At 69.7% G+C, this 12,602-nt stretch carries 8 protein-coding genes; 4 read left to right on the forward strand and 4 right to left on the reverse strand.

Features of this window, described 5'->3' with window-relative positions; all coding sequences use genetic code 11:
* Positions 1 to 10 precede the first annotated feature (10 nt).
* A complete protein-coding gene (locus tag CAP_RS00865; RefSeq protein ID WP_231511013.1) occupies positions 11 to 931 on the forward strand; it encodes a pyruvate, water dikinase regulatory protein in 921 nt (306 codons plus the stop codon).
* Positions 932 to 959: 28 nt separating this feature from the next.
* Entirely contained in the window at positions 960 to 2,825 is a 1,866-nt protein-coding gene (locus tag CAP_RS43415) for a serine/threonine-protein kinase (RefSeq protein WP_081864421.1), read from the forward strand.
* A gap of 89 nt (positions 2,826 to 2,914) precedes the next feature.
* Here CAP_RS43415 and CAP_RS00875 read toward each other — a convergent pair whose 3' ends face one another.
* Positions 2,915 to 4,084 carry a formylglycine-generating enzyme family protein gene (locus tag CAP_RS00875; protein WP_156040375.1) on the reverse strand — a complete coding sequence of 390 codons (1,170 nt, stop codon included), beginning with the start codon at positions 4,082 to 4,084 and terminating at the stop codon, positions 2,915 to 2,917.
* Positions 4,085 to 4,223: 139 nt separating this feature from the next.
* Between CAP_RS00875 and CAP_RS00880 the strand changes: the two genes are divergently transcribed.
* Together CAP_RS00880 and CAP_RS00885 are read left to right on the forward strand one after the other, a co-directional pair.
* The gene (locus tag CAP_RS00880; protein ID WP_052373907.1) at positions 4,224 to 6,041 is read left to right on the forward strand and encodes a vWA domain-containing protein; all 1,818 of its coding nucleotides are present in this window, start codon (positions 4,224 to 4,226) and stop codon (positions 6,039 to 6,041) included.
* 110 nt (positions 6,042 to 6,151) lie between these two features.
* The gene (locus tag CAP_RS00885) at positions 6,152 to 7,219 is read left to right on the forward strand and encodes a serine/threonine-protein kinase (protein WP_052373908.1); all 1,068 of its coding nucleotides are present in this window, start codon (positions 6,152 to 6,154) and stop codon (positions 7,217 to 7,219) included.
* Between the two features lie 46 nt (positions 7,220 to 7,265).
* Here CAP_RS00885 and CAP_RS00890 read toward each other — a convergent pair whose 3' ends face one another.
* The 3 genes from CAP_RS00890 to CAP_RS00900 all read right to left on the reverse strand — a co-directional run bounded on the left by CAP_RS00890 (position 7,266) and on the right by CAP_RS00900 (position 12,600).
* Positions 7,266 to 8,447 carry a lipid-transfer protein gene (locus CAP_RS00890; RefSeq protein ID WP_044234942.1) on the reverse strand — a complete coding sequence of 394 codons (1,182 nt, stop codon included), beginning with the start codon at positions 8,445 to 8,447 and terminating at the stop codon, positions 7,266 to 7,268.
* Positions 8,448 to 8,457: 10 nt separating this feature from the next.
* Positions 8,458 to 11,559 carry a peroxisomal multifunctional enzyme type 2 gene (locus CAP_RS00895; protein ID WP_197040933.1) on the reverse strand — a complete coding sequence of 1,034 codons (3,102 nt, stop codon included), beginning with the start codon at positions 11,557 to 11,559 and terminating at the stop codon, positions 8,458 to 8,460.
* Between the two features lie 120 nt (positions 11,560 to 11,679).
* Positions 11,680 to 12,600 (reverse strand): MBL fold metallo-hydrolase, encoded by a 921-nt coding sequence (locus CAP_RS00900; RefSeq protein WP_044234945.1) that lies wholly within the window; start codon positions 12,598 to 12,600, stop codon positions 11,680 to 11,682.
* Positions 12,601 to 12,602 lie beyond the last annotated feature (2 nt).

Raw genomic sequence — 12,602 nt, forward strand, 5'->3', positions numbered from 1 at the left:
CCTGGCCAGTGTGGCTGTCGGGGCTCGGGGCTCCGGTGAGCTGCAGTCCTGCATCCGGAGCGAGGTCTTCGTGGTTGCCTTGCAGAGCGACAAGCCCAAGTACATCGATGTTCTGAGCGATTCGACGGGTGAGACCGCCGAGAAGGTGGTCCGCGCGGCGCTCCTGCAGTTCCCGCAAGCTGGGGTGCAGATCCGTCTGCATACCCGGGTGAGGACGCAGGAGATCGCGCGGCCCGTGCTGGAGCGCGCCGCCAAGGAGGGCGCGCTGGTGGTGTTCACGGTGGTGAGCCCGGAGCTGCGGGAGTTCGTCTACGCACTCACGGCGGACCTGCACGTGGAGGCCATCGATCTGATCGGATCGCTCATCGGCCGGCTGACGAATTACCTGGATCGCGAGCCGATCAACCTGCCAAGCGCGATGTTGCCGCTGACCGAGGAGTACTTCCGGCGGATCGAGGCGGTGGAGTTCGCGGTGAAGAGCGACGACGGCAAGGAGCCGCGCAACTTCAGGAAGGCAGACGTGGTGCTGATGGGGGTATCGCGCACCTCGAAGACGCCGCTGTCGACGTTGCTGGCGCAGCGGGGGCTGAAGGTGGCGAACCAGCCGCTGGTGCTGGGGGTACCGCCGCCCATCGAGCTCCTGGAGGCGCCCCAGGACAAGATTGTCGCGCTCACCATCGGCCTCGAGCAGCTCTGCGAGATCCGGCAGGCGCGCCTCCGGCAGCTCGGGATGCCGCCGGAGACGAACTACGCGATGCGAGAGCACGTGCGCCAGGAGCTGGAGTACGCGAACTCGATCTTCCGCGCCCATCCCGAGTGGCCGGTGGTCGACGTGACCGGCAGGGCGATCGAAGAGACGGCGGTGATCATCCTGGAACACCTGAAGGAACGGGACGAGCGCGCGAAGGCTGCACGGGCCGGTCTCCGATAGCCGTATGCAGCCATGAGGAGGTAGGGCATTGTCTGCCCGCCCCTCGGGTCCGTTCACCGGGTCGGCGATGGTCTCTGCAGGGTCGCCAGGATACGCTGGCGACACGATGCGGCAGGGGACGGTGATCGCCGGGAAGTACCGCCTCCAGCACCTCCTCGGGGATGGCGCTGCCGGTGAGGTATGGTCGGCGATCAACGCGCGCACCGAACGCGAGGTGGCCATCAAGTTGATCACCGGCGCAGACCCTGAGCTGCGCGAGCGCGCGGTGCGGGAGGCGCAGATCCTCGGGCGGGTCAGCCACCGGAACGTGGTCGAGGTGCTCGACGCGGGAGAGACGGAGCGCGGCGAGCCTTTCCTGGTCATGCCTCGTCTCTTCGGGGAGACGCTCGCGGAGCGGCTGAAGCGCGAGGGGCGGCTCGCGCCAGCGAAGGCTGCGGCGGTCGCGCTGGAGGTCGCGCGGGGGCTCGCTGCAGCGCACGCGCTCGGGGTGATCCACCGGGACCTGAAGCCGTCGAACATCTTCCTGCACCGCGACCCGGAGACGGGGGAGGATCTGGTGCGCGTGCTGGACTTCGGGGTGGGGAAGCTGCTCGGCGGGCACGGGCCGAAGATGACGCGCGAGGGCGAGATCGTGGGCTCGCCGGCATACATGAGCCCGGAGCAGGCGCGGGCGGACGAGAGGCTGGATCACCACACCGACGTCTGGTCGCTCGGGGTGGTGCTGTTCGAGATGCTGGCGGGGCGGAGACCGTTCACGAGCCGGAGCATCGCAGTGATCACGGAGATCGTGGGGGCGCCGATCCCGTCCGTGGACACGATGGTGCCGGGGCTCCCGCCGGAGCTGACCCTGGTGGTGTCGCGCTGCCTCGTGCGCGACGTGACGCAGCGGGTGCAGACGGCGCAGGAGCTGGTGACAATGCTGCGCGCGTGCGCGGGCGGCGAGGTGTCGAGACCCTCCAGTGACCTGCGGCGGTCGTCATCGGAGCACGCGCTGGAGGCGCCGGTGTCAGGCACGGCCGCGACGCTGCTGCCGGGGGCCGTGGATGAGGATCAGATTCCCACCATGGCGCAGGGGCAGGCCGCGGGGAGCGAAGAAGCGCCGGGCTCTCAGGGGAACGGCTTCCGGCCGGTACCGACGACGTTGCTCGATTCGTCGCGTCCGTCGCAGCTCTGGCGCGACGCGATGGCTGTCGCGCGGGCGCACGCAGAGGCCGGCGGGGCGGGGAACGCTGGGACAGAGGCCGCCCGGGCAGCGCAGGCGCAGGCAGCGCAGGCGCAGGCAGCGCAGGCGCAGGCAGCGCAGGCGCAGGCAGCGCAGGCGCAGGCAGCGCAGGCGCATGCACAGGCAGCGCACGCGGCATGGCGTGCGCAGAACGCATCGCCGCCCCAGGCAGTACACGCGTCTCAGGTAGCGCCGTCCTCGCGGGACGCGCAGGCGCACGCCTCGCCAGGAAATCAGCCGGTACATCCCTCGATGCTGTCGGCGCCCATCGCGCCGCGCCCGGCCTCGACGTCCTCGTCCATCGACGGCCATCCAGCAGCACAGCAGCACAGGGCGGGGCAGCCACCGCCATCCAGCCGTGATCGGGAGCCATCCTCGACGCCTTCTTCGACCGACGGGTACCCGGCAGTGCCGCAGCAGCTTTCAGGGCAGCCGGGCGCAGTGGGAGCGCGGATGACCGGCCCGCCTTCCTCGGGGCATCTGCCCTTGCCACCTGCACGTGAGCCGGGGCGGCTCGGCACGGGGATGCTGGTGCTGCTCGGCGCAGGGAGCCTGCTCACGGTGGCCGTGGTGGTCGCCATCGTGATCGGGATCGGTCACCACCTCGCGGCGGGGCGCAGCGGGGGGGCCGTGGCGCCGCCCGCGGACGTGGGGACTGAGGTCCCGAAGTAGAGCTGCGTGCCCTCGCCTCCGACGTGGATCCACGCGTCGAAGCTCCACGGAGCGACCGTCCAGCGACGGTGGCCCCGCCAGGATGGGCTCTAGGGATTACGGGCGCAGCGGGCGCCGACATACCGGTAGCGCCCGGCGACATCGCCAACGATGGGCGCGACCCTGCCGCGGTACGAGGCGAGGAGGAGATCGGCATTGTTGACGAAGCCGCCGCCGCGCAGGACGCGCTCGGTGCCGGAGGCAACGCTGGCGCAGTCGACGCAGCCCTCAGGGTAGGAGGCGACGAACCAGTCGAGGGTCCACTCGGCCATGCTCCCGGCGAGATCGGACTGCCCCCAGCGGCCGTCACCCGTGGGAGAGCGTGAGCCGACGGGAGACAGGAAGTCGGCATCGCAGGTGCCCTGGAAGCATCCGTAGAGGGCGAGGGTGTCGTCGATGCCGGTGCCCCACGGGTAGGCGCGCTGCTCATCGCCGCCGCTGGCCGCGTTGTTCCACTCGATCTCGGTGGGGAGGCGGCCTCCATCCCAGGCGCAGAAGGCGAAGGCGTCATACCAGCTGATGCAGTTCATGGGGCGGCCTTCGCTGGCGCCCGGGGCGTCGGTCCAGACGCCGTGCACGTCGTGGCACTTGAGGCGGTCGATCAGCACCGCAGTGGTCGAGGGAAGGTACTGGTTCCAGGCCGGATCCCAGCCGCTCCCGGGGATGCGGGGATGCATGCCGGCGGCGTCTGGCGGAGGCTGTGCCTGGGTACCGTGGCCGGACTCCACGAACGCGCGGTAGCGCCCGAGGGTGATCTCGTAACGATCCAGGCGGTAGTCGCTGAGGGTCACGGTGGGCGTGAGGACGCTGAAGGTGTCACCGTCGTAGCTCGGCATGTAGCTGCCGCAGGGGATGAGCCGGTTCTCGCAGCAGCCCGTGAGGTCAGGGCCGCAATCCTCCGTGGCGCCCGTCGTGCCCGCGGCGCAGCTTGGGGGCGTGGGAGGAGGCGTATCGGCAGACCCGCAGACGGGAGTCTGGACTGGGCCCTGCCCTCCAGAGCCGCCACCACCGGGGCCACCCCCTGCCTCTCCACCTCCCTGGCCCGCCCCGCCCGTGCCTGGGTCCGCGCCGCCCATGCCGCCCGTGCCGGCGCCGCCCGTGCCGGTGCCTCCAGGGGTTCTGCCCTCGCTGTCTCCACTCCCGCAGCCCGCCGCGAAGGCCAGGCCGACGGCGAGCGCGCATCTCCATCCCGTGCCGCGGCCAAGAGAAGAAGTGAGCATCCCCATGGAAGAGCAAGGTCCACGACACCTCCCGCCCTGTCAACGCGCCCCTGTCCCCCGGCGCCGTCGAGATCCGTCACGAGGGCTGTAAGGTCACCCGAGGGCGTCCGTTCTTCGCATGCATCCCAGGAGGAACACCATGCGCGCCCGGACCGTGAAGCTCGTCGTCTCGACCTTGATCCCCGCCCTGCTCGCCGGTTGCGGCGCAGCTCCCGCGATGGCGCCCGAGAGCCCCGCGGAGACGGCAGCGTCCACGCCGGCGGCCATGTCGGCGTCCGGAAGCCAGGCCGAGCTGTTCGCGCCTTCCGAGGAGGCTGCGCCCAGGGACGACGCGGCACCTCGGGCGGAGGCGGAGTCCAAGATGATGGCGGCACCGGCTGCGCAGGCACCTCTGGGGGCCGCCCCCCCGCCCGCGCCGCCTCCTCCGCCCATGGGTGCTGCGGCTGCTGCAGCTCCGGCGCGCGCGCTGGCGAAGCCCGAGAAGGCTGCGAAAGATGCGGCGGGACCTTCCGTGGCAGCGACGGCCATGCCGGTCGTGCCTGCGCCGGTCGTGGCGGCACCTCCGCCCGAGCCGACGGGGACCGAGCGGTACACGGACTACGGGGTCAACCCGGTCACGGATCCGGCGAAGGACAGGTTCTCGACCTTCGCGGTCGACGTCGACACGGCGTCGTACACCATCGCGCGCCGGAAGATCACGGAGGGGACGCTGCCTCCCTTCCAGGCGGTGCGGGCCGAGGAGTTCCTCAACTACTTCGAGTACGACTACGCGGCGCCGAAGAGCGAGGCGTTCTCGGTGCACCTCGCGGCGGCGCCGTCGCCGTACACCCAGGGGCGCCACCTCTTGCGGGTGGCGGTGCAGGGCAAGCGCATCGCGCAGTCGGAGCGGAAGCCCGTGCACCTCGTCTACCTCGTGGACACCAGCGGATCGATGCAGGCCGAGGACAAGATGGGCCTCGTGAAGAAGTCGCTCGGGCTGCTCACCGGCGCGCTCAAGCCGGGCGACACGGTGGCGCTGTGCACGTACGCGGGGAGCGTGCGTGAGGTGCTGCCCCCGACGGGGGTGGAGCAGAAGGCGCGGATCCTGGCGGCCGTCGACGATCTGTACGCGAGCGGATCGACGGCAATGTCGAGCGGGATCGACCTCGCCTACAACCTCGCGCAGCGCACCATGGTCGCGGGGCACGTGAACCGGGTGATCGTGCTCTCCGACGGCGACGCGAACGTGGGCCCGACCTCGCACGAGGAGATCCTGAAGACCATCAAGCGGGCGCGTGACAAGGGAGTCACCCTGTCCACCATCGGCTTCGGGATGGGGAACTACCAGGACACGATGATGGAGCGGCTCGCGAACGAGGGGAACGGGAACTACTACTACATCGACAGCGACGCGCAGGCGCGGCGGGTGTTCTCGCAGCAGGTGGACGGGACGCTGGAGGTGATCGCGCGCGACGTGAAGATCCAGGTGGAGATGGATCCGGACGTGGTGAAGACCTACCGGCTGATCGGGTACGAGAACCGGGACGTGGCGGACAAGGACTTCCGGAACGACAAGGTGGACGCCGGGGAGATCGGGTCGGGTCACAGCGTGACGGCGTTCTACGAGCTGGAGCTGCGGGGTGGGAAGGCGGCGAAGGCGCCCGTGACGGTGCGGCTGCGGCACAAGGCGCCCCTCGGTTCCGACAAGGCGGCCGAGACGCTGGTGCGGATGGCGCCCGGCGCGATCTCGGAGACCTTCGAGGCGGCGCCCGCGGACTTCCGGTTCGGGTCGGCGGTGGTGGGGTTCGCCGAGATCCTGAGGCAGAGCCCCCATGCGCGGGGCTGGAAGATGGCCGACGTGGAGCGGATCGCGCGCGCCTCGGCGAGCCAGAAGGGTGACCAGCAGGAGTTCACGGGTCTTGTGCGGCGCGCCAGCGCGCTGGCCGGGGGACGGACTGACGCAGTGGTTGCGAAGTAGTCTGGCCCGCTCGGAGCGGCCCGCCCCGCAGGGATTCCCTGGATCTCCGAGGGCTTCCGGGGGAGACTCCGGCGCCTGAACAGGGCGGTTGGAGGCGGAGGCGGGCCGGGATGACGGTGGATGGGCAGCTCGCGGGCGGCGCGGCCAGCGACGCAGCGCGGGAGCGAGCGAAGTCCTTTCTCGGTCGCTCGATTCTCGATCGGTACAAGGTGGAGGAGCTCGTCGCGCTGGGCGGCCTCGCGGCGGTGTTCCGCGCGAGGGTCATCGGCCACGGCAAGGGCGAGGACGTGGCCCTCAAGATCCTCCACCCCGACACCGAGCAGCTCCCCGAGCTGGTCGACCGCTTCAAGCGCGAGGCGATTGCCGGGCGCCACATCTACCACCCGAACGTGGCGGCGGTGCACGAGGTCGTCCAGCTCGAGGACGGGACCTGGTGCATGGTGATGGAGTACGTGCGCGGGGTGACGCTGCGGCAGCTCATCGCCCAGGGGCCGATGCCGCCGATGCGGGCGGCGAAGATCGCCCGGCAGATCGCGGTGGGGCTGAACGCGGCGCACGACATGGGGATCATCCACCGCGACATCAAGCCGCTGAACGTGATGGTGTGTCCGGCGCCGGGCAGCGAAGACGGTGAGCGCGACGAGGTGGTGAAGGTCATCGACTTCGGGCTCGCCAGGGTGCCGGTGGACGAGCTGCGCGTGGGCGTGGAGGCGAACCACGAGCTGACCCAGGCGGGGGTGGTGATGGGGACGATGGCGTACCTCGCGCCCGAGGCGGCGCTGGGGATGCGCTCGATCGACAAGCGCTCCGACCTCTACGCGCTGGGGGTGATCCTCTACGAGATGCTGTCGGGGAAGCACCCGTTCGACGCGGCGACGCCGAGCGAGATGTTCGCGAAGCACCGGAAGGCGCCGGTCCCTCCGATCGAGAAGCGCGCCCCTGGCGTGCGGGTGCCTCAGACCCTGGAGACGCTGGCGCGGAAGCTTCTCGAAAAAGATCCGGAGGAGCGGAACCCCAACGCACGGGCAGTGATCGCAGCGCTGGAAGCGGCGATGCGGGAGATGGAGGAGGATGCGACGGGAGGCTTCCTCCGTGGCTGGAGGATCGTGGCCGCTGCAGCGGGCGTGGGGTTGATGCTGGCGGCGGGGGTGGCGGCGTACCTGCTCGCGGGCAGGTAGCGGGAGTGCAGGGACTGCGAGGCCCCTGCTCTCGGGTACGCGGTGCTCAGTCCCGGCGGTACATGGTGACGACGCAGGCGCCACCGAGGCCGAGGTTGTGCTGCAGGGCGACCTTGGCGCCCTCGACCTGGCGCTGATCGGCCTGACCACGGAGCTGCCACACGAGCTCGGTGCACTGCGCGAGGCCCGTCGCCCCGAGCGGGTGACCCTTGGACAGCAAGCCGCCCGAGGGGTTGGTGACGTACTTGCCGCCGTAGGTGTTGTCACCCTCCCAGATGAACTTCTCGGCCTCGCCCTCCTTGCACAGGCCGAGGGCCTCGTAGGTGAGCAGCTCGTTGGCGGTGAAGCAGTCGTGAAGCTCGACCACCTTCACGTCCTCGGGGCCGACGCCGGCCTTGTCGTAGACCTTCTTCGCCGCGAGAGCCGCCATGTCGTAGCCGATCATCTTGATCATGCTCTTCTCGCCGAAGACGGAGGGCACGTCGGTCGTCATGGACTGCGCCGCGATGTAGACGGGGCTCTGGATGCCCTTCTTGCGCGCGAAGTCCTCGGAGCAGAGCACTGCCGCGGCGGCGCCGCAGGTGGGCGGGCAGCACTGGTAGCGGGTCAGCGGGTCGAAGACCTCGGGCGAGGCCATGATCTCGTCGAGCGAGAGGACCTGGTTGAAGAGGGCGTAGGGATTCTTCGAGGCGTGCTTGCGCGCCTTCTCCGCGATCTTGCCGAAGGTCTCCCGCTTGGTCCCGTGCTTCCAGCGGTACTCCCGGCCGGCGCCGCCGAACATCTGCGCCGTGGGCGGGGCCTCGCCGAAGCCCTGCACGTCGTTCATCACGCCCACGTGCTTGTCCATGGGGTTCGTGCGGTCGGTGAACTTGGAGGCGAGCGCTCCCTTCTCCATCTGCTCGAAGCCGAGGGCGAGCACGCACTCCGCGAGCCCTCCCTCGATGGCCTGGCGCGCCAGGTAGAGCGCCGTGGAGCCGGTCGCGCAGTTGTTGTTCACGTTGACGATGGGAATGCCGCTCAGGCCCACCTCGTAGATGGCGCGCTGACCGCAGGTGCTGTCGCCGTACACGTAACCGGCGTAGGCCTCCTCGATGTCCTCGTAGGCCACGCCGGCGTCCTTGAGGGCGGTCCGGGCGGCGTTGGCTGCCATCACGTTGTAATCGTCGCTGGCGCCGGGCTTCTGGAACTTCACCATCCCCACGCCGATCACGTTCACACGTCGACCCATGACATCCTCCTCAGCTCTGCTTCCCTGCGTTCGCGGCGAGCAGACCTTCGAGGAGGCCCAGCCGCTTGGCGACGCGCACGTCTCCGTCGACCCTCACCTTGCCACGCTGGAAGAGCGACGACAGGGGAGACTCACCACGCACCAGCGCCACCAGCTCCTCGCCAGCGAGGGTCAGCGTGGCCGCCGCGTCCTTCGCCTCACCGGGGCGCAGCTCGGCCCGCCCCTCGGCGAAGTCGAGCACCCACGCCTGGTCCGGTGAGGTGAGCTTTAGCTGCACGATGGCGTTGATGTCCTTCGCCCGACCGCCGAGCACGCCCTGGAGCTGGTCGAGGACATCCTTCACCTGTGTCGAGGCGGCGGGGGCAGCGGACTGCGCGCCTGCCGCGGCCGGTGCTGCGGTCGTCGTCGCGCCGGACTGCGCCTGCCTCTGACGGTGCGCGGCGACGGCGGCCTTGGCCTGCTCGGGATCGATCTTCTTGAGGAAGCCGAGCTTCTGGGAGGCCATGATGTTGCCCGAGATCTTGAGCTGGCCGCCGGAGTAGAGCTTCATGGGATCGAGCTTGCCGGTGGCCATGCCGATGAAGTCGGCGTCGCTCAGCTCCAGGGTGACGTCGGGCTTGGCGTCGGTGGTGCCCTGGGCGACGGCGCCCTTGCCGTTCTTGAAGTCGAGCGTCCAGGTGCTCTCGGGGCTGGCGAGCTTGATCTGGAAGACGGTGGCGGTCTTGGCGACGCTCTCGGGGTTGCGCTCGAGATAGTCGCGGATGGCGATGAACACATCCTCGCTGCCTCCCCCTTGCGCTGCGGCAGGGACCACCGCAGCTCCGGTCGTGGTTGCAGCGCCGCCGCCCTTCCTGGCGCGATGCGCGGCGACGGCGGCCTTGGCCTGCTCGGGATCGATCTTCTTGAGGAAGCCGAGCTTCTGGGAGGCCATGATGTTGCCCGAGATCTTGAGCTGGCCGCCGGAGTAGAGCTTCATGGGATCGAGCTTGCCGGTGGCCATGCCGATGAAGTCGGCGTCGCTCAGCTCCAGGGTGACGTCGGGCTTGGCGTCGGTGGTGCCCTGGACGACGGCGCCCTTGCCGTTCTTGAAGTCGAGCGTCCAGGTGCTCTCGGGGCTGGCGAGCTTGATCTGGAAGACGGTGGCGGTCTTGGCGACGCTCTCGGGGTTGTGCTCGAGATAGTCGTGGATGGCGATGAACACGTCCTCGCTGCCCCCGCCCTGGGCCGCGGCGGGGACCACCGCGGCAGCGGACACGGCCTGGGCCTTCGCCTTGGGCTTCGGGATCTCCGTGTAGAGCTCGATGGCGGCGGCCGAGAGCACCACCTTGTCGCGCTCCTGCACCTTGGCGCGGAAGACGACCTTGGTGGCCGACTCCTTCCACATCTCGGTGATCAGGGTCTCGCCGGGGAAGACGCTGTCGGAGAAGCGGACCTTGATGCTCTTGAAGAGCCGCGGGTCGATGTCGAGAGCGCGGAGCACGTGCCGGGCCGCGTAGCCGAAGGTGCAGAGGCCATGCAGGATGGGCCTCGGGAAGCCGAAGTTCTCGGCGAAGCTCGGGTCCGCGTGGAGCGGGTTCACGTCGCCGGACAGGCGGTAGAGGAGGGCCTGGTTCGGCCCGATCTTCTCGGTGATGGTGGCGTCGGGGGCGCGCTCGGGGGGCGTGTTGACCTCGGCGCTCGGGCCGCGCCCGCCGCCCCAGCCACCAGCCCCGCGGACCACGGAGGCGTACTCGTTGTAGAGCAGCTCCTCGCCCGTCTCGTCGGTGCTGCGCACCTCGGTGATCACCACCGCGTTCTTGCCCTTGTCGAAGATCTCCTTCACCCGCATGCGGTGGGTGAGCTTCGCGTGCGGGGGCAGGGGGCGCCGGATCTCGGTGTACTGCTCACCGTGCAGGATGCGCTCGAAGCCGTAGTTCAGGCCGGGGGCCTTGGTGCCCTGCTTGTACTGCTCGACGAGCGCGCCCATAGCGGGGATGACACCGAAGGTGGGCAGCGCCAGGAAGCCGTCCCGGTGCAGCTCGTAGACGTAGCGGAGGTCCTTGTCGTCGAGCGGATCCGCGGCGGCGCCGACCCCGAGGGCATAGAGAGAGAGGTCTCGCTCGTCGTAGCTCGACGTGAGGCTCGGGTACTCGTAGCCGAGGGCGAGATCGACGTCGATCAGGTCGTTGCCGCCCTTGCTCGGGCCTGCTTCGAGGTTGTTCATCACCGGCTGCATGGAGGCGGTGATGGTGGGGGGGTGCGTCGACTTCTCGAAGCTCGTGATCTCGTCCCAGCGCGAGGCGATCTGCTCCAGCGTGAAGGGGCGGCCCAGGCGGAGCGTGGTGCCCTCGGTGCGCTCCCAGCGAAGCTTGGCGAAGAAGCCGCCGCCGACCTCGAAGAGGCCGCCATTCTCGGTGGAGCTCTCGTGCACGAGGTACGCGCAGAGGGGGCTCACGAACTCCGGCTTGAGGGCCTCGATCATCTCCTTGGGGAGGACCGTCTCGGTGAGGCGCGAGCCCGCGAGGGGAGCAATGGTGTTGACGAGGACGTTGCGCTTCTGGCCTTCGAGGGCGAGCGTGTTCGCGAAGCCGACCAGCCCGAGCTTGGCCATGCCGTAGTTGGACTGCCCGAAGTTGCCGTAAATACCAGCGGCGGAGGCCGTCATGATGATGCGGCCGTAGCCCTGGTCCCTGAGGTGCGGCCATGCCGCATGGGTGACGCGGAAAGCACCGAGGACGTGGACCCGGTAGATGAGGTCCCAGTCTTCTTCCGTCATCTTGTGGAAGGTGACGTCGCGGAGGATGCCCGCGTTGTTGATGACGATGTCGATGCGGCCGAAGTGGTCGAGGGCTGCCTGGACGATGCGGCCCCCCTCCTCGACCGAGTCGTAGTTCGCGGCGGCCTCGCCTCCTGCGGCCTTGATCTCCTCGACGACGCGGTCGGCAGCGGCGGAGTTCTTGCCCCCGCCGTGCATGCTGCCGCCGAGGTCGTTGACCACGACCTTGGCGCCGCGGCTGGCGAGGAGCAGCGCGTGCGCACGCCCCAGTCCGCCCCCCGCGCCGGTGACGATCGCGACCCTACCGTCGAAACGCAGCTCGTTCGCCATCAGCTCCTCGCGTGTTGATCCACGCATCTGACGCGTGTTGATCTTACGTATACGAAGTATTCCTGCTGCTGTGCGTCGTCAACGGCGTACTGCCGGGGATCGCCCGGGGTCGCCCCGCGTGCACGGGTCCCTCGGGGGGGGCGCCGGTCAGCGTTCGAGCTTGCGGGTCTCGCCGACGTCGAGGATCCACAGCGCCTCCTCGGGGAGTCCGTGCTCGGTCCACAAGGCGCGGGTGCGCTCGGGCGGCTCGCCGGTGGGCTCGTCGGTGAGGCGGAACGTCCCCCAGTGCATGGCCACGAAGGTGCGCGCCCGGAGGAGGCGGTAGGCTTCCAGGGCGTCGGCGGGGTTCATGTGCTGCGGTTCCATGAACCAGCGAGGCTCGTAAGCGCCGATGGGAAGCATGGCCCAGTCGATGGTGCCGGCGTGCTCGCCGATCCGCGCGAAGTCGTCGAAGAAGCCGGTGTCGCCCGAGTGGTAGGCGGTGCCCTCGGGGCCGCGGATCAGGTAGCCGCCCCACAGGGCTTCGTTGCGATCCCAGGGGACCCGCATGGACCAGTGGCGCGCCGGGACGAGGGTGATCTCCAGCTCACCGACCCGGGTGCTCTCCCACCAGTCGAGCTCGACGACCTTGTCCGCGCCGATGCTCCTCAGCACGGCGGCGTGACCGAGCGGGGCGACGTACACGGGGTGGTTGCCGAGACGCTGCAGGGTCCAGGTGTCGAGGTGGTCGCGGTGGTTGTGGGTGAGGAGCACCGCGTCGATGGAGGGCAGCTCGGCGAGCGGGATGCCGGGCGGTACGAGGCGCTTCAGCGGGCCGGGGGCATCGCGCCAGACGGGATCGAGGAGCACGCGCGTACCCCCCATGGAGAGCAGGAAAGAGGCGTGGCCGATCCAGGTGAGGGAGGGCGCGTCGCTCGCGACGAGGTCGCGCGACCAGGGGCGCGTCGGGGTGAGGAACCCCCCTGGATCGCGGCGGTTCTTGCCGGCGAGGGCGTCGACGACCTTCCAGCGAAGGATGTCGGCGGGGCCGCGGCTCGGCCTCGTGGCGCGGTCGTCGAAGCGACCCACGC

The sequence above is a fragment of the Chondromyces apiculatus DSM 436 genome (genome assembly GCF_000601485.1).
In the GTDB taxonomy this organism is placed as follows: domain Bacteria; phylum Myxococcota_A; class Polyangia; order Polyangiales; family Polyangiaceae; genus Chondromyces; species Chondromyces apiculatus.

Excerpts from the sequence above, each read along its gene's own strand:
- CAP_RS00875 (WP_156040375.1), bottom strand. The coding sequence starts at position 4,084 with ATGCTCACTTCTTCTCTTGGCCGCGGCACGGGATGGAGATGCGCGCTC.
- CAP_RS00880 (WP_052373907.1), top strand. The coding sequence starts at position 4,224 with ATGCGCGCCCGGACCGTGAAGCTCGTCGTCTCGACCTTGATCCCCGCC.
- CAP_RS00885 (WP_052373908.1), top strand. The coding sequence starts at position 6,152 with ATGACGGTGGATGGGCAGCTCGCGGGCGGCGCGGCCAGCGACGCAGCG.
- CAP_RS00890 (WP_044234942.1), bottom strand. The coding sequence starts at position 8,447 with ATGGGTCGACGTGTGAACGTGATCGGCGTGGGGATGGTGAAGTTCCAG.
- CAP_RS00895 (WP_197040933.1), bottom strand. The coding sequence starts at position 11,559 with ATGCGTGGATCAACACGCGAGGAGCTGATGGCGAACGAGCTGCGTTTC.